16 protein-coding genes are annotated in these 17,379 nt (G+C 67.2%); 10 read left to right on the top strand and 6 right to left on the bottom strand.

The annotated features are described in order from the left end of the window. Positions 1 to 223 precede the first annotated feature (223 nt). Positions 224 to 1,582, top strand: a complete 1,359-nt coding sequence (locus AB4851_RS06700) for an MFS transporter (RefSeq protein WP_414448961.1) — start codon at positions 224 to 226, stop codon at positions 1,580 to 1,582. 88 nt (positions 1,583 to 1,670) lie between these two features. Here AB4851_RS06700 and AB4851_RS06705 read toward each other — a convergent pair whose 3' ends face one another. The 3 genes from AB4851_RS06705 to AB4851_RS06715 all read right to left on the bottom strand — a co-directional run bounded on the left by AB4851_RS06705 (position 1,671) and on the right by AB4851_RS06715 (position 4,881). Next, positions 1,671 to 1,844 carry a hypothetical protein gene (locus AB4851_RS06705; RefSeq protein ID WP_414448962.1) on the bottom strand — a complete coding sequence of 58 codons (174 nt, stop codon included), beginning with the start codon at positions 1,842 to 1,844 and terminating at the stop codon, positions 1,671 to 1,673. A 46-nt stretch (positions 1,845 to 1,890) separates the two neighbouring features. Beyond that, positions 1,891 to 3,255: a DUF3422 family protein gene (locus AB4851_RS06710; RefSeq protein ID WP_414448963.1), complete on the bottom strand. Its 1,365-nt coding sequence runs from the start codon at positions 3,253 to 3,255 to the stop codon at positions 1,891 to 1,893. 360 nt (positions 3,256 to 3,615) lie between these two features. Then, positions 3,616 to 4,881 carry an MFS transporter gene (locus AB4851_RS06715; RefSeq protein ID WP_414448964.1) on the bottom strand — a complete coding sequence of 422 codons (1,266 nt, stop codon included), beginning with the start codon at positions 4,879 to 4,881 and terminating at the stop codon, positions 3,616 to 3,618. A 182-nt stretch (positions 4,882 to 5,063) separates the two neighbouring features. Here AB4851_RS06715 and AB4851_RS06720 point away from each other — a divergent pair, with 182 nt between their 5' ends. Further along, positions 5,064 to 6,044, top strand: coding sequence for a LysR substrate-binding domain-containing protein (locus tag AB4851_RS06720; RefSeq protein WP_414448965.1), 981 nt, complete (start codon positions 5,064 to 5,066; stop codon positions 6,042 to 6,044). A gap of 26 nt (positions 6,045 to 6,070) precedes the next feature. Here AB4851_RS06720 and AB4851_RS06725 read toward each other — a convergent pair whose 3' ends face one another. From AB4851_RS06725 to AB4851_RS06735, 3 genes are all read right to left on the bottom strand, one after another. Continuing rightward, entirely contained in the window at positions 6,071 to 7,420 is a 1,350-nt protein-coding gene (locus tag AB4851_RS06725; RefSeq protein ID WP_414448966.1) for a type II toxin-antitoxin system HipA family toxin, read from the bottom strand. Positions 7,421 to 7,423: 3 nt separating this feature from the next. Continuing rightward, the gene (locus AB4851_RS06730) at positions 7,424 to 7,687 is read right to left on the bottom strand and encodes a helix-turn-helix domain-containing protein (RefSeq protein ID WP_414440303.1); all 264 of its coding nucleotides are present in this window, start codon (positions 7,685 to 7,687) and stop codon (positions 7,424 to 7,426) included. 141 nt (positions 7,688 to 7,828) lie between these two features. Further along, positions 7,829 to 8,587, bottom strand: a complete 759-nt coding sequence (locus AB4851_RS06735) for a DeoR/GlpR family DNA-binding transcription regulator (protein WP_414448967.1) — start codon at positions 8,585 to 8,587, stop codon at positions 7,829 to 7,831. A 183-nt stretch (positions 8,588 to 8,770) separates the two neighbouring features. Here AB4851_RS06735 and AB4851_RS06740 point away from each other — a divergent pair, with 183 nt between their 5' ends. The 8 genes from AB4851_RS06740 to AB4851_RS06775 all read left to right on the top strand — a co-directional run bounded on the left by AB4851_RS06740 (position 8,771) and on the right by AB4851_RS06775 (position 17,344). Next, complete coding sequence (locus AB4851_RS06740) at positions 8,771 to 9,625, top strand: transketolase (RefSeq protein ID WP_414440301.1); 855 nt, start codon at positions 8,771 to 8,773, stop codon at positions 9,623 to 9,625. Continuing rightward, positions 9,618 to 10,559 carry a transketolase family protein gene (locus tag AB4851_RS06745; RefSeq protein WP_414440300.1) on the top strand — a complete coding sequence of 314 codons (942 nt, stop codon included), beginning with the start codon at positions 9,618 to 9,620 and terminating at the stop codon, positions 10,557 to 10,559. Before AB4851_RS06740 ends, AB4851_RS06745 begins: the two co-directional genes overlap by 8 nt. A 49-nt stretch (positions 10,560 to 10,608) precedes the next feature. After that, positions 10,609 to 11,406: a GolD/DthD family dehydrogenase gene (locus AB4851_RS06750; RefSeq protein WP_414448968.1), complete on the top strand. Its 798-nt coding sequence runs from the start codon at positions 10,609 to 10,611 to the stop codon at positions 11,404 to 11,406. 79 nt (positions 11,407 to 11,485) lie between these two features. Then, complete coding sequence (locus AB4851_RS06755) at positions 11,486 to 12,433, top strand: D-ribose ABC transporter substrate-binding protein (RefSeq protein WP_414448969.1); 948 nt, start codon at positions 11,486 to 11,488, stop codon at positions 12,431 to 12,433. A gap of 78 nt (positions 12,434 to 12,511) precedes the next feature. After that, positions 12,512 to 13,171 carry a DUF2291 family protein gene (locus AB4851_RS06760; RefSeq protein ID WP_414448970.1) on the top strand — a complete coding sequence of 220 codons (660 nt, stop codon included), beginning with the start codon at positions 12,512 to 12,514 and terminating at the stop codon, positions 13,169 to 13,171. Further along, positions 13,168 to 14,739, top strand: a complete 1,572-nt coding sequence (locus tag AB4851_RS06765) for a sugar ABC transporter ATP-binding protein (protein WP_414448971.1) — start codon at positions 13,168 to 13,170, stop codon at positions 14,737 to 14,739. Before AB4851_RS06760 ends, AB4851_RS06765 begins: the two co-directional genes overlap by 4 nt. A gap of 27 nt (positions 14,740 to 14,766) precedes the next feature. Continuing rightward, positions 14,767 to 15,849, top strand: coding sequence for an ABC transporter permease (locus AB4851_RS06770; RefSeq protein ID WP_414448972.1), 1,083 nt, complete (start codon positions 14,767 to 14,769; stop codon positions 15,847 to 15,849). Positions 15,850 to 15,874: 25 nt separating this feature from the next. Then, positions 15,875 to 17,344, top strand: a complete 1,470-nt coding sequence (locus AB4851_RS06775; RefSeq protein WP_414448973.1) for an FGGY family carbohydrate kinase — start codon at positions 15,875 to 15,877, stop codon at positions 17,342 to 17,344. Positions 17,345 to 17,379 lie beyond the last annotated feature (35 nt).

Raw genomic sequence — 17,379 nt, forward strand, 5'->3', positions numbered from 1 at the left:
CATTCGCTCGGCTGCCGAGCGCTGCCTGAGCCTCAACCCCACGGCAAGCTTTCTTTCACATGACGATTGCCATTGGTACTACCCCGCGTTGACCGATCTTGCGTTGCAACACTAAAGTGTTCAACTTCGGAACTGAAGTTCGGCATACGAATTTTCAGCGCACCCGAGCCGATCAACGTGATAGAGGCGGCGCAGTCCGCCCCACCGCCGCAGGAGACCCGAGATGAGTCGTAGCCCCGTCGTGAACGTGCAGACGTTCATCAACGAACAGCCGTTCGGCGCCTTCCAGTGGCTGATCTTCCTGATGTGCTTCGTGATCGTGCTGCTCGACGGCTTCGACACGGCCGCGATCGGCTTCATCGCGCCGTCGCTGCTGTCCGAATGGCACCTGACCAAGCCCGATCTCGCGCCGGTATTGAGCGCCGCGCTGTTCGGCCTGGCCTGTGGCGCGCTCGCCTCGGGGCCGCTGTCCGACCGCCTCGGCCGCCGCGTGCTGCTGACCGGCTCGGTGCTGCTGTTCGGCGTGGCCTGCCTCGGCTCGGCGTTTTCGTCCAGCATCGGCGAGCTGACCACGCTGCGCTTCATCACCGGCGTGGGCCTGGGCGCGGCGATGCCGAACGCGGTCACGATGATGGGCGAGTTCTGCCCCGACCGCCGCCGTGCCACCGTGATCAACCTGATGTTCTGCGGCTTCCCGCTCGGTGCGGCGCTCGGCGGCTTCCTGGCGGCCTGGATCATTCCGCAGTTCGGCTGGCGCAGCGTGCTGATGCTCGGCGGCATCGCGCCGCTGGTGCTCAGTGTGGCGCTGATGACCAAGATGCCGGAATCGGTGCGCTTCATGGTGGCCACGCGCAAGCCGGTCGAGCGGATTCGCGCGACGCTGGCGCGCGTGTCGGCGGCGGCGCTGGAAGCCGGCGGCTTCGTGCTGACCGAAACCGCCCCGCAAACGCCGGGCAAGGGCGCGGCCGTGGTGCTGTCGCGCCAGTACATCGTCGGCTCGGTGATGCTCTGGATCGCCTACTTCATGGGCCTGGTGATCTTCTACGCGTCGATCAACTGGATGCCGATCCTGCTCAAGGATGCCGGCCTCGCGCCGAAAACCGCCACGCTGATCTCCGCGCTGTTCCCGCTGGGCGGCGTGGGCGCGGTGTTGAGCGGCGTGCTGATGGATCGCTTCAACGCCAACCGCGTGGTGGCGGTGTGCTACGCGCTGACGGCCGTCAGCGTCTATTTCATCGGGCAGGCCGCGGGCAACGTGGGCGCGCTGGTGGTGATCGTGTTCCTGGCCGGCGTGCTGATGAACACGGCGCAATCGTCGCTGCCGGCGCTGGCCGCCGCGTTCTATCCCACCGCGGGGCGCGGCACGGGCGTGGCCTGGATGCTCGGCATCGGCCGCTTCGGCGGCATCGCCGGCTCGTTCCTGGTCGCCAACCTGACGGCGCGCCACGTCAGCTTCGCCAACGTGTTCGCCACCGTCGCCGTGGCCGGCCTGGTGTCGTGCGTCGCGCTGCTGGTCAAGCAGAGCGTGCGTCCGCAGCAAGCCGTGCCGGGCGGCGAGAAGATCGAATCGCTCGGGCATTGAGCGTTCGGGCGGCATCCGCCGCCGCGTTGCCCGACTGCCGCTTTACCGCTGTTTCACCGCTGAAGCCCGCCTCGCGCCCGCGATGCGATCAGTTGTAGCCGAGGATCGCGCTGGTGGCGACTTCGGGGTGATCGCCCGCATGGCCGGCCAGCGCCGAGGTGGGGTGTTGCAGCACGGCGCGATATGGCGTGACGGTTTGGGCCGGCGTGTGTTCGATGGTGGACGGGGCGGCGATGGCGGCGGCTTGGGTGGTGGCGTTCATGATGGTTCAGTCGAACTGGAAAGTAAGTCGATCGGAATCCTGAGGATCAGGCGCTGGGCGTGGCTTGCCGCACGGTGTGCAGCCGCCTGCCGCCGGCGGGGCGTTGCCCGCCCGGCGCGGCATGCGGGTCGTGGCCGCCGTGGGCGTCATCGGCGGCGCGAATGCGCGCTCGCGTGCGCCGCGTGATCATCACCACCGCGAGCACCACCGGGCCGATCAGCAGGCCTTCGGCGAGTTCGGGGTCGATCGGCAGGTTCATCACGTGCAGCGCCTTGAAGGCCGTGGCCGCCAGCGACAGCACGTAGTACGAAATGGCCGCCACCGAGAGCCCTTCCACCGCATGTTGCAGATGCAACTGGTTGCGCGAGGTGCGTTCCATGCCTTCGAGCAGGCGCGTGACGTCGCGTTCCTGCGCGAGATTCACGCGTGTGCGCAGCAGGTCCACGGCGCGCGCGATGCGTGCGGCGATCTGCTCGTGGCGCGACCACACGCTGCGGCAGGTTTCCATGGCCGGCGCGAAGCGGCGTTCCATGAATTCGGAGATGGTCGGCACGCCCTCGATGCGCTCCTCGCGCAGTTCGTGAATGCGCGCCAGCACCAGCTTTTCGTAGGCGCGCGATGCGCTGAAGCGCCCGCTGACTTCGGCCAGATGCTCGACGCGCGCGGCGAGGTGGGTCAGCTTCATCAGCAGATCGGCGTCGTCGCCGGCCGCGAGCCGGCCGTCCATGCTGCCGACCAGCGCCTGCAGCGACGCGTGGATGCCGTCGAGTTCGCGGCCCAGCGCGCGAGCGGCCGGGAACGCGAGCAGCGCCATCATGCGGTAGGTCTCGATCTCGTAGAGCCGTTGCAGCAGCCGGCCGCCTTGCTCCTCGCGGAAATCGTCGTCGATCACCAGGAAGCGCATGAAGCCGTCGTCGCGCACCGTCCAGTCGCAGAACACGCTGCCGCTGCCGAGCACGTTGCTGCCGGTCAGCACCGGGCCATCGATCCAGTCGCGCATCGAGGCGCGCGCGGCCTGCGCCGCGTCGCCCGACAGCAGTTCGAGCCGCGCGGCGACGAAGCGCACGCCGTTCAGTTGGGCGAACCAGCTATCGGGAATGCGGCGCGTGGCGAGGTCGTCGAAATACTGGGTGTCGTCGCGCGGGGCGAGGAACGTGAAGGTGGAGAACTCGGTGTGCCGTTCCCATTTCAGTTGCCAGCCGAGCGCGCTGTCGGCGGCGTGATGGGTCGCGCCGTCGGGCGGCGCGGGCAGGCCGGCCGCCGTGCAGAGCGTGTGGAGCAGGGTTTCGTGCAGGGCCGGATCTGCGTCGCTGTAGACGGCGAAGTGCGTCAGCGTGACGGCCCTCGTCACGCGCAGGAATGGCCGGGCATGCAGTTCGGCGGCGAGCGCCGCGCGGAGCGGATGATCCATGGTCGTGGCGAATGAGTCGAAGGTTCGGAAACCGAAAATTCGGCAAGGTGCGCACGGCGGCGTGGCTGCGCCGGTTAGTCAGGATCACGAACCGGCTGGCGGGGCCGCCTGCGTGTTCCGACTATGCCGGAGCGAATATCTTCGACAAAGCGAATATTGCTGATTCGACCTATGAGGTTTGCTGATGGAAGATGTGTGGGCCATGCGATTGCATGAAGTGTCGCAGTGGCGCAGTCATTTGCGAATCGGCGGGAGAAGCTTGGCGGGCGGGCCACGGCGCGGGAGCGCACCGTGGTGTCGGGAGCGGGGCGGGAGGGAAAGCGCCGCATGCGGCGCAGGCAATGGAGACGCGCCGCGCGCTCAGGCCTGCGACGTTTTGTCCGGCGCTAGATAGCCACGCAGGAACAGCGCCATCGGCAGGATCGCCACGGCCGTCAACGCCGTGGCCACCGTCGCACCCGTCACGCCGATCCGGTCGCCCAGCACGCCGTACAGCACCGGCGCGATCGCCCCGGCCGCGATCGCGCCGGTATAGAACAGCGCGAACGCGCGCTCGGTGCCGTCGGCCGGCGACAGCTCCGGCACCGTGCCGTACAGCACCGACGAGGTGCCGTTCAGCATCGTGCCGAGCAGCGGCAGCAGCACCCAGGTGGGGCCGAGCGGCGCGAACAGCAGCGCGACGATGCAGGCGGCCGTTGCGCTTTCGGTGGCCAGCACCGTGCCGCACACGCCCATCCGCTCGCCGATCCATCCGCACGCGAACTTGCCGGCCGCGCCGCCGATGAACACCAGCGCCAGCGCCGTGCCGACCTGCGGCCCCGACGCGCCCTTGGCCTTCATCAGGAACGGCAGGAAGGTCAGCACGCCCATCCGCACGGCGGTGTCGAACACGCCGATCGAGAACAGCAGCCAGAAGCCGTAGCGCAACGCGCGCTTGCCGTGCGCCGCCTGGGCCGGCGAGTCGGATGTTTCGGATGCCTTGGCATCGGCCGCCACCACCGTGCGCGCGAGGTTCGGCAGCCAGATCGCGAGGCCGAGCGCCACCGCCACGCCGAGCACCGACATCAGCCACAGCGCATGCCGCCACGGCATCAGCGTGATCAGCAGCGCGATGGCCGCTGGCAGCGCCGATTTGCCGAGGTCGCCGGCGAAGTTGTAGACGCTGAGCGGGCCGCGCGCGTCGCGGCCGTAGGCGCGCGACACCGCGCCCGAGGCGAGCGGATGCTGGGTGCTGGAGCCGCTGCCCGAGATCGCCAGCGTCACGCACAGGCCGAGCAGGCTGCCCGACAGGCCGGCGCATGCATAGCCGAGCGAGGCCAGCAGCGTGCCGCCCACCAGCGTGGCGCGCGCGCCGAAGCGTTGCGCGACGCGCCCGGCCGGCAGTTGCAGGCTCGCCATGGTGCCGGCGTAGATGCCGCGCAGCATCGCCAGCGCGCCGTAGCCGAGGCCGAAATCGGCCTGCCAGACGGGCAGCAGCACGTAGATCATGTCCGTGTAGCCGTCGTGCAGCGCGTGCGCCACGCACGACAGCCACAGCACGCGGCGGCGCGACGTCGACGATGACGGCGGCGCGGGCGAGCGGGCCGGGGAAAACGACGACAGCACGGCGGACAGTCTGGAGCGCATGAGCGGTTTCGCGGGTGACGGGCGGTTGGGTTGGGGCACGTGAGGCGGTCGAGGAGCCGGATCGGCACGCCGATTCAAGCGTGGCCTGCGGCGAATACGGCGATCCGAGGGAAATTCTAGGGCGCGGCGGCGCGTCGCTCAATTGACGTAATATCGGGCTTCACGGGAATAAAAGTCACGTCATGAGCACGAATGCACCGATCGGCCCTGGACCCGGCGCGGAGCGCGATGCGCTGCCGCCGCTCAATGCGCTGCGCCATTTCGAGGCGGTGGCGCGGCTCGGCAGCTTCGCCGCCGCGGCCGACGCGCTGCATGTCACGCACTGGGCGGTCGGCAAGCAGATTCGCCTGCTGGAGGACTGGTTCGGCGTGCCGTTGTTCGAGCGCCGCGCGCGCGGCGTGGTGCTGACCGACGACGGCGCCGCCCTGCTCGGCGACGTCAGCGGCGCGTTCGAGCGGCTCGCGTTCGGCGCGGCGCGGCTGCGCCACGATCAGGTGCCGAGGCGCGTGTCCGGCGTGGTGCGCGTCAACGTGCTGGCCAGCTTCGCGCTGTGCTGGCTGCTGCCGCGCCTGGCCGATTTCCACACGCGCTACCCCGAGATCGACGTGCGCGTGACCACCACCTCGCGCAAGCTGCGCTATATCGGCGACGCGTTCGATATCGGCGTGCGCTCCGGGCCGGAGCCCGGCGCGGGCGTGAGCTCGCGCGTGCTGATGGCCGACGCGCGCATTCCGGCCTGCAGCCCGGCGCTGTTGCGCAACAAGCCGATCCAGGGCGTCGCCGATCTCCGTCATCACACGCTGCTGCATTCGTCGAGCACGCGCACGGCGTGGTCGCGCTGGCTCAAGGAGGCGGGCGCGGCCGGGCTGCAACCGGCGCGGCAGGTGGAATTCGATCACGTCTATCTGCAACTGGCCGCCGCGCAGGAAGGGTTGGGCGTGGCGCTGGCGTCGCTGCCGCTGATCGAGCGCGACCTCGCGGCCGGCCGGCTGGTGTGCCCGATCGCGGGGCCGGTGTGGCTCGCGCCGGATTTCACGCTGATGGTGAACGCCGAACGGGCCGGGGACGAGGCGGTGGCGGCGTTCGAGCGGTGGGTGACGGGGATGGCGGAGCAGGGGGGCGGGGGAGCCGGGATTCCCGTCGGGGCGGGCGGCATCTCATGACGCTCGTGCCCGCCTCGCAGCGAGCCTCAATCGGGCGGCATCCGTTCAAGTGCTTGGACCGCACTGCGCAGCCCACCCAATACCTTGTCGGCGACACGCTGTGAAAAGCCCGACGGCAGATCCGCCTGCACTTGCTCGATCACTGCGGGCGTGCGCGCGATCAGCTCTTGAATGAGCGGCTCGGCGTCGCCGCCGTAGCGGAGTTTCCGGGCCGTGCTGTTGAAGTGCCGGCGCTGAATCGTATGCACGTGGTAGTGGCGGCGCTTGCCCAGCAACGCCATCGCCAGTTTGATGTCCCGTGCGGCCCACTGGTTCGCGCCATTGCCGAGCACCGGGTAGGCGGACATCACGTCGTAGATCGGCGTCAGGCGAAAACCGGAGGCGGCGGAGCCCTGCAACTGGATGCTGAAGTTCTTCGCATGACCGTCCGGCGCTTGCAGGAGCCAGAACAGGATTTGCGTCGCCATCAGGGTGCGAAGATCGCGCTCGGCATCGAGGGACTGATGCGCCAGTGCGAACAACTGCGTCAGACCCGGGCCGCCTTCGTTCTCGTACTTGATCAGCGGCGAGGTGCCGGTAGCCTGGCAGAAATCCTCCTGAACGAGACGAAGCAGGCGCGTGCCGTCCGATGAGACGATCCGATCGAAGCGCTCGACGACGAGCACGCGCTGCGTGCCGAACGTGGCAATGCGTGCGTTGGCGGTCGGCAGGCCATAGGCCTTGAACAGCCGCAGGCACAGCCATTCGTTGTCCACCGACGTCGTGAAGTCGGCGCGCCGGCCGCCGATCAGGCCGAGCGGCAGCTTGAAGATGTGTGTGGTGGGTGTGGCCCCACGCGGTTTCATCCACTTTCCGTCCCACCAGAGGAACGCGTCCTTCTCCTGCGCACCGGCCAGCGAAATCCGGAAATCGTCGTCGGGATCGCGTGTGCTGGCGAAGCGGTCGGGCGCCACGACTTCCAGCAGATGGCGCTCGATGTCGTCGTCATTCAATGCAATGCCATCGATGCGATCGACGCCGTGAGGCACTTCGTTTTCGGGCAGCAGTTGCAGCGCGCCCACGCAATCGCGGCCAATCGCGCCCAGCAAGTCGAAGGCATCGGTGGAGCCCGTCCGGAAGCGGGCCGCAACGCGTTTGCGGATGGTGTCGCTGTCGGGCAGCAATCCTTCGAAATAATGCGCGACCGCATCACCGCGCAGCGGGCTGTTGCCGGCGCTGAAGGGCAGCGACAGCGAGAGCGGCCGTCCTCTCGGGGAACTGAACCACGCATCGTCGTAGCGCAATTCCATCTCGCCGCGCGTGGTGAGGGTCCAGCGGCCGACTGGCTCGCCGTTGGCCCAGAGCGCGAGCGTTTGGCTGTGCGAGCGGCGTCCCATCGCTTACCACTCCAGCTCGTCGGTCGGCGGCGCGGGGTCGCGCTCGCCCAGCCGTAATTCGAGGCCGACGATGGCGCACCACCCCAACAACTGCCGGAAACTCAGCTCGTCAGGGTGCTGTTCGAGATGGGAGATGCGGTTCTGGCTCAGGCCCAGCCGCGTCCCGACCTGCGCCTGCGTGAGCTTGCGCCGCTTGCGGGCCGTCTTCAGCAATTGACCGAGCTGCAGATCGGACATCAGCTTCTGGGGCGACAGGATGAGGGCCATTCGAGATATCCGGATTTCAGATATTCGGATTTTATCCGATATTCCGATATTTACAAGATATCTGTATATCAGCTATTCCAACTTTATCCGAATATCAGATAAAACCCGTCGCAACCCGCGCCGTTGCGCGCGCATTGCCCCTCACGCATAAATAATTCCGATCCCCAACCCCGTCACCCAGTCCACATACTCCTGCGCCAAGCCCGCATCGGTGATCAGGAAATCCACCCGGTCCATCGCGCCGAACGTGGCGAACTCGCGCTTGCCGAACTTCTTCGAATCGGCGAGCAGGTAGACGGTTTTCGCCGCGCCGATCATCGCGTGCTTGACGTGCAGATCGATGAAGTCCGGGTACGAAATGCCGGCCTCGATCGACACGCCGCCCGCCGCCAGGAACAGCTTGTCGACGAACATCCCCTCGAAGAATTGCGAGGCCTTCTCGCCCGACACGGCGATCGTCTCGGCCTTGAACACGCCGCCCGTCAGCATCAGCCGGTTGGTCGGCTCCGCGCCGAGCAGGATCGCGATGTTCAGCGCATTGGTGACGATCCGCAGGTTCTGGCGCTCGACGAGGTTCCTGGCAAGCTCGGTGGTGGTGGCTCCGCAATCGAGGATCACGGCGTCGCCGTTGGCGATCAGGCTGGCCGCCTTGCGGCCGATCTGCGCCTTTTCCTCGCTGGTGGCCAGCACGGCCGCGCGCGGGGCATCGGCCGGCTGCGCGGGCTTCAGGCGCACGTTGCCGTGCACGCGCTCGACGCGCCCCAGGCGCTGCAGCTCGTCGATGTCCTTTCGAATGGTTGGCATCGACACGCCGAACTCGCTGGATAGCTCCGAGAGCTTGACCAGCTTGGCCGCCTGCACCCTTTCGAAGATTTTTTCTGTTCTGGTCCGTTGATCCATTTGGCTTTCCCCGCAAAGCGCCGCGGCGCGCGGGCATCGACATTACGGGCTGTATTGTGCCCGATTTGCCTGACCCTCAGGGCGTGGCTCGGTGTTTTCCCTGTTTCGTTCGTTTTCCTTTTGACTTTCTAAAGAAAGAAACAGAAACTTCGATTCACGCAAACAGGAAGTGCGGGAGCAGGAATGGAAAACCCTTACAAGCAGTCCGGCGAGAGCTTGCACCGGCGCGCCCAGGAAATCCGCAAGAAGATCTGCGTGATGAACGCCGCCGCGAAAAGCGGGCACACGGGCGGCGACATGTCGGAGGCGGACATCCTCGCCGCGCTGTATTTCCATGTGCTGCGCTACCGCGTGAACGACGATGCGAGCGTGAACTGGCGCGACGAATTCATTCTCAGCAAGGGCCACGGCGTGGGCGGCCTGTACGCCTGCTTCGCCGAACTCGGCTGGCTCGACGAGCCGGAACTGAAAACCTACCTGCGCGACGATTCCCGCCTGCCGGGCCATCCGGTCAGGCAGAAGCTGCCGAGCTGGGTGACCGTCAACACCGGCGGCCTCGGCCACGGCATGCCGATCGCGGCCGGCCTGGCGATGGCCAAGCAGCGCCACGCGGCGCGCGACGGCCAGGCGCCCGGCCGCGTGTTCGTGCTGACCGGCGACGGCGAGCTGGAAGAAGGCTCGAACTGGGAAGCGGCGATGGCGGCGGCCCACTTCAGCCTCGACAACCTGGTCGTGATCGTCGACCGCAACCGCCTCCAGTTGGCCGACTTCACCCACAAGATCATGGATCTCGACCCGCTCGACGAGAAATTCCGGGCGTTCGGCTTCGAAGTGCACGACGTCAACGGAAACGATGTCGATGCCATTTGGAAACTAATCGAAAGTCTCGACGTGACAAATGGAAAGCCGAAGGTCGTGATCGCGCACACCATCAAGGGGCGCGGCGTGTCGTTCATGGAGAACGTGCCGGCCTGGCATCACAAATTCCCCGACGAGCAGCAACTCGAACAGGCACTGAAGGAACTCGATCATGCGTAAGCAGGCGGATTTGCGCGACGGCGCGGTGAGCGCACTGAGCCGGCTGACGGCGGCGGGCCGCGACATCGTGGTGATGGTGGCCGACTCCACCTCCACCTCCAAGATCGGCCCGTTCCAGGAAAGCTACCCGGAGCGCGTGATCAACGTGGGCATCGCCGAGCAGAACATGGTGGGCATGGCGGCCGGCCTGGCGCTCGGCGGCCACATCGTGTTCACCGCCAACGCCGCGCCGTTCCTGGTGGGCCGCGCCAACGAGCAGGTCAAGAACGACATCTGCTACAGCGCCACCAACGTCAAGATGCTGGGCCTGAACGCGGGCGTCGCCTACGGCCCGCTCGCCTCCACCCATCACGCGATCGACGACATCTCGATCATGAGCGGCTTCGGCAACGTGCAGATCTTCGCGCCGTGCGACGACGTGGAAGTCGGGCAGGTGGTGGATTACGCGGCGTCGGTCGACGGCCCCGTGTATATCCGTCTCGACAACGCCAAGTTCCCGGTGGTGCACGACGACGGCTACCGCTTCGCGCCGGGCCGCCCCGACGTGCTGATCCAGGGCTCGGGCGTGGCCGTGATCGCGCTCGGCTCGGTGGTGGGCGAGGCGCTGGACGCCTGCGAGCGGCTGCAACGCGACGGCCTGCGGCCGACGCTGGTGAATCTGTCGTCGCTGCGCCCGCTCGACCAGGACGCGCTGGCCGCGATCGTCGGGCGTCATGCGGCCGTCGTGACGGTCGAGGAGCATTCGCTGCACGGCGGCATCGGCGCCACCGTGGCGCTGCTGATGGCGCGCCGCCAGTTGCATCGCCGCCTGACCACGCTCGGCGTGACCGAGGGCGAATTCGCGCATTACGGCACGCGCCAGGGCATCCGCCGCCATTACGGCATCGACGCCGAAGGCATCGCGCAGGCGGTGCTGGCGCTGTCGGCCGACTGAGCCCACGCTACCCGACAGCCCGATATTCAGGACAACAGGAGACAAGCGAGTGAGCATCCAATACGACATGTCGCTGCGCCACGGCGTCGATTTCGAATTCCGCCTGGACGGCAAGGTGGCGGTGGTGACGGGCGGCCTCGGCGGCATCGCGATGGCGACCAACGCCGCGCTGATCGCCAAGGGCGCGCGCGTCGCGATCCTGCACCCGGCGTTCGAGGCCGCGCGCGTGCCGGCCGCGCTCGACACGCTCGGCCACGCCAACGCGGCCGCGTTCGCCTGCGACGTGGCCGACGAAGCCGACGTGGCGCGCGCGATGGCCGCCGCGCTGGCGCATTTCGGCGACCTGCATCTGCTGGTCAACGCCGCCGGCTGCATCACGCTGACGCCGGCCGAGGAGATCGGCATCGACGAATGGCAGCAGCAGATCGGCGTGAACCTGACCGGCCCATTCCTGTGCGCCAAGCACTTCGCGCGCCATGTATTGTCGAGCGGGCATGGCGGCAAGATCGTCAACATCGCCTCGCAGGCGGCCACCGTCGCGATCGACAGGCATTGCGCCTACACCTCGGCCAAGGCCGGCCTGATCGGCATGACCAAGGTGCTCGCCAAGGAATGGGCGGGGCGCGGCATCACCGTCAACACGGTGTCGCCCACGGTGGTGCTGACGCCGATGGGCGCGGCGGCGTGGGAAGGCGAGAAGGGCGAGAAGATGAAGCAGCTGATTCCGGTCGGCCGCTTCGCCTACACCGACGAGATCGCCGCCGCGATCCTGTTCCTGCTGTCGAACGGCGCGGACATGATCACCGGCGCGGACATCATGATCGACGGCGGCTACACGATTTGCTGAAGTGGCGGTAGCGGCGCGGCCCCGCTCGAATCACGGCCGCTTCCCTGAAAAACAGAAAATCGATTCGGAGACGACAGACATGTGGAAGAAGCTTGCAGTCACGGCGGCGGCAGCCGCCTCGATGGTGGCGGCGGTGCAGCCGGTCAGCGCGTACGCGGCCGGCAAGGGCACCATCGCGATCCTGGTGAACGCGCTCGACAACCCGTACTACGCGGCGGAAGCCAAGGGCGCGGACAAGGAAGCGAAGAAGCTCGGCTACGACACGATCGTGTTGTCGCACGGCGAGGACGTCAACAAGCAGAACGAACTGGTCAATCTGGTGATCGGCAAGGGCGTGAAGGGCATCATCCTCGACAACGCCGATTCGAACAGCAGCGTCGCCACGGTGCGCACCGCGCAGGAGAAGAAGGTGCCGGTGGTGCTGATCAATCGCGAGATTCCGAAGGACGGCATTGCGATCGCACAGCTCAGTCACAACAACCTGCAGGCCGGCTCGGAAGTGGCGCAGCGCTTCGTCGAGGCGATCGGCGAGAAGGGCGAATACGTGGAGCTGACCTGCAACCTCGCCGACAAGAACTGCGTGACGCGCTCGCAGGCCTTCCATCAGGTGCTTGATCAGTACCCCGATCTGAAGATGGTGGCGCGCCAGGATGCCAAGGGCGCGCTGCTGCCGGCCAAGCAGGCGATGGATTCGATCCTGCAGGAACACCCGCAGATCAAGGGCGTGATCAGCGGCAACGGCCCGGTCGCGCTGGGCGCGATCGCCTCGCTCGATTCCGCGAACCGCAAGGACGTGATCGTGATGGGCATCGACGGCAGCAACGACGAACGCGATTCGATCCTCGCCGGCAAGCTCAAGGCCAGCGTGATGCTGCAGGCGCAGGCGATCGCCGGCCACGGCGTGGACCTGCTCGACAAGTACCTGAAGACGGGCAAGACCGGCGAGCCGGAGCGTCAACTGTTCCGCGGCATCCTGATCACCAAGGCCAATGCCGCGAAAGTGAACGATTTCTACTACACCAAGTAAGCGGTTCCGGTGCATGGCGCAGGCGGCGCGCACGGTGCGCGGCGGCCTGCGCCGAAGTCGTATTCAGATGAGGATGTCATGGTTCCATCCATTCACGCGGCGCGCGGCGCATCGTCCCGCGCGATGACGCGCCTGCTGTTGCTGATCGGCGTGGCCTCGCTGGCGGGCTGTCATGTGGTCAGCGATCAGGAGCTTGCGGCGATTCGCGCGCAAGGCCAGCATCACGGCCCCGATCCCGAGAAGATCTTCACCGAGCAGGTGATCCCGTACGCCGACAAGAACGCGAAGCCGGCCGCGCAGGTGATCGGCGCGCTGAACCAGAATTTCGACGACGCGTGCAAGCAGTACGGCTTCCGGCAAAGCTCGGCGTTTCCGTGCAATTTCTGGATTCGCGTGCAGGGCACGGTGTCGCGCATCGACACCGCCTCGCGCGTGGGCAAGGCGGTAGTGGACGTGGCGCCGGCCAGCGGCGGCGGCGAGCCGGTACAGGTGGCGCTCGAAACCGGCCCGGTGCTGATCGGCACCGGCGTGCGCGACGGTTTTCCCGGCGTGAAATACGGCGATTTCGACGACCAGACCCGCTTCGCGGCGTTCGGTCAGGCCATCAACAAGCTGGTGGTGGCGCGTGCGGAGCAATCGAAGCTGAAGGTGGGCGAGCGCGTGGACGTGGCCGCCGTGTACAGCAGCTGGAGCGAGCCGGCCGGCGAGATCCGCGCGATTCCGGTGGCCTGGAAATGACCGCGCCCGTTCATGCCCCGGCCGTGGATGCCGACGACGCGCGGCTCGCCAACGGCGCCAACGTGATCGAGACGCGCAAGCTCTCGAAGCTCTACCCCGGCACCGCCGCGCTGGTGGAGGTCGATTACCAGGTGCGGCGCGGCAAGGTCAACGTGCTGATCGGCGAGAACGGCGCGGGCAAATCCACGCTGATGAAGCTGCTCGCCGGCGCGGAAACGGCCACCTCGGGCGAGATCCTGATCGACGGCCGCATCGCGCAGATCAGCGACGTGCGCAGCGCCGAGGCGCACGGCGTGGGCATCATCTTCCAGGAGCTGAACCTGTTCCCGGACATGACGGTGGCCGAGAACATCTTCGCCGGCAACGAACTGACGAGCGGCGGCGTGATTCGCGCGAAGGCCGAGAATCACCAGGCCCGCGTGCTGCTCGAACGGCTTCAGATCCCGCTCGACCCGCGCACGCGGCTCGGCGATCTGTACGTCGGCCAGCAGCAACTGGTGGAGATCGCCAAGGCGCTGTCCAAGCACATCAAGGTGCTGATCATGGACGAGCCGACCTCCGCGCTGTCGCGCACCGAGGTCGAGATCCTGTTCAAGATCATCCGGCAGTTGAAGGAAGAAGGCGTGACGGTGATCTACATCTCGCACCGCCTCGAAGAGATCATGGCGATCGGCGACTGCATCACCGTGCTGCGCAACGGCCGGCTGGTGGCGCAGGACGAGATCGCCAACATCGACATTCCGTGGATCATCGAGGCGATGGTTGGTTCTGCCAAGAAACGCTTCGCGTTCGAGCAGCATGCGCTGGGCGACGAGGTGCTGAAGGTCAATGCGCTTTCGCTGAAGCGCCCGAACGGCATTTACGCCGTCGATCACGTGTCGTTCTCGGTGCGTGCCGGCGAGGTGATCGGCATCTACGGGCTGATGGGCGCGGGCCGCACCGAGCTGCTCGAATCGCTGCTCGGCGCGCAGCCGCTGGCGGTGGGCGAGATCGAGCTGGCCGGGCGCGCGATCGAGCGCTTGCCGATCCCGAAGCGGATCGAGGCCGGCATCGCGCTGGTGCCCGAGGATCGCCAAAAGCAGGGCATGGTGCAACTGATGTCGATCCTCGAAAACATGACGCTGTCGAGCCTCGGCAAGTTCGCGAACCTGCTGTCGTTCGGCGCGCTGCGCCGCGAGCGGCAGGTGGCGGCGGCCAACGACATCGTCAAGCGGCTGGCCATCAAGGCGGCGTCGGTCGACGCGCCGATCACCTCGCTGTCGGGCGGCAACATGCAGAAGGTGGTGATCGGCAAGGCGCTGCTGACCGAGCCGAAGGTGCTGCTGATGGACGAGCCCACGCGCGGCATCGACGTGGGCGCGAAGGCCGACGTCTACCAGACCATCAGCCTGCTGGCCCGCGCCGGCATCGCCGTCATCTACGCCACGTCCGAGCTGGACGAGGCGATGGCGGTTTCCAACCGCGTGTTCGTGATGGCCAGCGGCAAGCTGTCGGCCGTGATGGACCGCGCGCAATTCGACAGCGAGCGCATCGTGCGGGCTTCCACGCCCGTCACCGCCGTGATCTGACGCCAACGAGGCAACGAGGCAGACATCATGAATTCTTCCGACAGCAGCAACGCGCCGCTGCACCCCGTCCACCCCACGCCGAACCGGCAGGGCGCCTACGCGGCCGCGCGCATCGCGGTGGGCCTGCTCAAGCTGCGCATCTTCATCGCGCTGTTCGCGATCATCATCGTGTTCGCGTTCACGGCCGACAACTTCCTGTCCACCAGCAACCTGCTGATCATGGCCAAGCACGTCACGATCGTCGCGATCCTGTCGATCGGCATGACGCTGGTGATCCTGACGGGCGGCATCGATCTGTCGGTCGGCTCGATCGTCGGCATCAGCGGCATGGCGGCCGGCTACCTGTTGCTCGAAGGCGTGCACGTGGGCCATCACGTGGTGTTCTTCACGCCGTTCGGGGTGGCCGTGATCGCCTGCGTGCTCGGCGCGCTGATCGGCGCGGTGAACGGCTACCTGATCACCGCGCTGAACGTGGCGCCGTTCATCGCCACGCTCGGCATGTTGTACGTGGTGCGCGGCGCGGCGCTGCTGGTCAACAACGGCAGCACGTTCGCCGACCTCGAAGGCAACCCGGCGCTCGGCAACACCGGCTTCGAATTCATCGGCAACGGCACCATCATGGGCCTGTCCACGCCGGTGTGGATCATGGTGCTGTTGGCGATCCTGACCATTTTCATCGCGCGCAAGACGCCGCTCGGCCGGCGCATCTACGCGATCGGCGGCAACGAGCAGGCCGCGAAGTTCTCGGGCATCCGCACCCATCGCGTCAAGCTGTTCGTCTACATGTTCTCGGGCTTCTGCGCGGCGATCGTCGGCCTGGTGATCACGGCGCAGTTGCAGACGGCGCACCCGCTGACCGGCCAGACCTACGAACTGAACGCGATCGCGGCTGTGGTGCTCGGCGGCACGGCGCTGATGGGCGGGCGCGGCACCGTGTTCGGCTCGGTGGTGGGCGCGTGCGTGATCAGCATCCTCGGCGACGGCATGGTGATGTGCGGCATCAGCGATTTCTGGCAGATGGTGATCAAGGGCCTCGTGATCATCTTCGCGGTGGTGGTGGACCAGCTCCAGCAGCGCCTGCAATCGCGCATGGTTTCCCTGACGGCCTGAGCCACGCACGCGGAGCGGACCATTTATGCAAACCATACTGGCGATCGACCAGGGCACCAGCGGCACCAAGGCGCTGATCTTCGACGCGCACGGCCAGGTGCATGCGCGCGGCTTCGCGGCCGTGCCGTGCACGCATCCGCGCACCGGCTTCGTCGAGCAGGACCCCGAAGCGTTGTACGGCTCGGTGCTGACGGCGGTGGCGCAGTGCCTGGCATCGTTTCGCGGCGACGTGAACGGCATCGCCGGCATCGGCATCTCGAACCAGCGCGAAACCGTGGTGCTGTGGGACGAAGCCGGGCGGCCGCTGGTGCCGGCCGTGTCCTGGCAATGCCAGCGCTCGCTGCCGATCTGCGAGCGGCTCAAGCGCGACGGCCTGGCGCCGCTGATCCTCGAACGCACCGGCTTGCTGATCGATCCGTATTTCTCGGGCAGCAAGCTCATCTGGCTCAACGAGAACGAGCCGCGCGTGCGCGAGCGCATCGCGCGGGGCGAGGCGTATTTCGGCAACGTGGATAGCTGGCTGCTGTATCGCCTCACGCGCGGCGCCTCGTATTGCACCGATTACACCAACGCGTCGCGCACGCTGCTGTTCGATCTGGCCGCGCTCGAATGGGATCGCGAGCTGGTCGAGCGCTTCGGGCTGAACGGCCTGAAGCTGCCCGAGCCGCGCCCGTCGGCCTCGCCGTTCGGCGCGACCGATTTCGACGGCCTGCTGGCGCGGGCCGTGCCGATCGTCGCGATGATCGGCGATTCGCATGCAGCGGCGGTGGGCGAGGGCTGCCTGATGCCGGGCGTGGCGAAGGCCACGATGGGCACCGGCTCGTCGATCCTGATGAACGTCGGTGCCGCGCCGCAGGCGCCCGCGCACGGGCTGGTGTCCACGCTGTGCTTCGCGGCCGGCGAGCGGGTGGATTACGCGCTCGAAGGCATCGTGATCAGCGCCGGCTCCACGCCGGCCTTCCTCAAGGAAAAGCTGAACCTGTTCGACGATTTCGCCGATGCCGAACGCGCGTTCACCGAGCACGACAACGGCGGCGTGTACGTGATCCCGGCGTTCTCGGGCATCGGCTGCCCGCACTGGAAATACCCGGGCGGCGCGCAAATCGTCGGCCTCAATTTCTCGACCTCATGGCAGCAGGTGGCGCGCGCGGCCTACGAATCGATCATCTATCAGATCAAGGACGTGATCACGGTGATGGAGCAAGCGGCCGGCGTGCCCCTGAGCGAGTTGAACCTCGACGGCGGGCTGGTGCAGCGGCCGTTCCTGCTCCAGACGCTCGCCGACACGCTGAACCGGCCCGTCAGCACGCTGGTGCTCAGCGAGATCTCCGCCTCGGGCGCGGCCGCGCTGGCGGCGCTGGAGGCCGGCCTGATCGGCTCGCTGGAAGCATGGCGCGCGCAGCGCGTGATCGCGCGGCGCGTCGAGCCGGGCGCGGGCGTGGAGGTGGCGGCGCGCAACCACGCGCAGTGGCTGCGCTGGATCGAGCGTCTGTGAGGCATGTTTGAAGCGGCATCGAATCAATCCCGGTT

Source organism: Burkholderia sp. 22PA0099 (assembly GCF_047497165.1).
Classification (GTDB): Bacteria; Pseudomonadota; Gammaproteobacteria; order Burkholderiales; family Burkholderiaceae; genus Burkholderia.

Bases quoted from the DNA above. Each gene is read 5' to 3' on its own strand.
- AB4851_RS06700 (WP_414448961.1), top strand. From the start codon at position 224: ATGAGTCGTAGCCCCGTCGTGAACGTGCAGACGTTCATCAACGAACAG.
- AB4851_RS06705 (WP_414448962.1), bottom strand. From the start codon at position 1,844: ATGAACGCCACCACCCAAGCCGCCGCCATCGCCGCCCCGTCCACCATC.
- AB4851_RS06710 (WP_414448963.1), bottom strand. From the start codon at position 3,255: ATGGATCATCCGCTCCGCGCGGCGCTCGCCGCCGAACTGCATGCCCGG.
- AB4851_RS06715 (WP_414448964.1), bottom strand. From the start codon at position 4,881: ATGCGCTCCAGACTGTCCGCCGTGCTGTCGTCGTTTTCCCCGGCCCGC.
- AB4851_RS06720 (WP_414448965.1), top strand. From the start codon at position 5,064: ATGAGCACGAATGCACCGATCGGCCCTGGACCCGGCGCGGAGCGCGAT.
- AB4851_RS06725 (WP_414448966.1), bottom strand. From the start codon at position 7,420: ATGGGACGCCGCTCGCACAGCCAAACGCTCGCGCTCTGGGCCAACGGC.
- AB4851_RS06730 (WP_414440303.1), bottom strand. From the start codon at position 7,687: ATGGCCCTCATCCTGTCGCCCCAGAAGCTGATGTCCGATCTGCAGCTC.
- AB4851_RS06735 (WP_414448967.1), bottom strand. From the start codon at position 8,587: ATGGATCAACGGACCAGAACAGAAAAAATCTTCGAAAGGGTGCAGGCG.
- AB4851_RS06740 (WP_414440301.1), top strand. From the start codon at position 8,771: ATGGAAAACCCTTACAAGCAGTCCGGCGAGAGCTTGCACCGGCGCGCC.
- AB4851_RS06745 (WP_414440300.1), top strand. From the start codon at position 9,618: ATGCGTAAGCAGGCGGATTTGCGCGACGGCGCGGTGAGCGCACTGAGC.
- AB4851_RS06755 (WP_414448969.1), top strand. From the start codon at position 11,486: ATGTGGAAGAAGCTTGCAGTCACGGCGGCGGCAGCCGCCTCGATGGTG.
- AB4851_RS06760 (WP_414448970.1), top strand. From the start codon at position 12,512: ATGGTTCCATCCATTCACGCGGCGCGCGGCGCATCGTCCCGCGCGATG.
- AB4851_RS06765 (WP_414448971.1), top strand. From the start codon at position 13,168: ATGACCGCGCCCGTTCATGCCCCGGCCGTGGATGCCGACGACGCGCGG.
- AB4851_RS06770 (WP_414448972.1), top strand. From the start codon at position 14,767: ATGAATTCTTCCGACAGCAGCAACGCGCCGCTGCACCCCGTCCACCCC.
- AB4851_RS06775 (WP_414448973.1), top strand. From the start codon at position 15,875: ATGCAAACCATACTGGCGATCGACCAGGGCACCAGCGGCACCAAGGCG.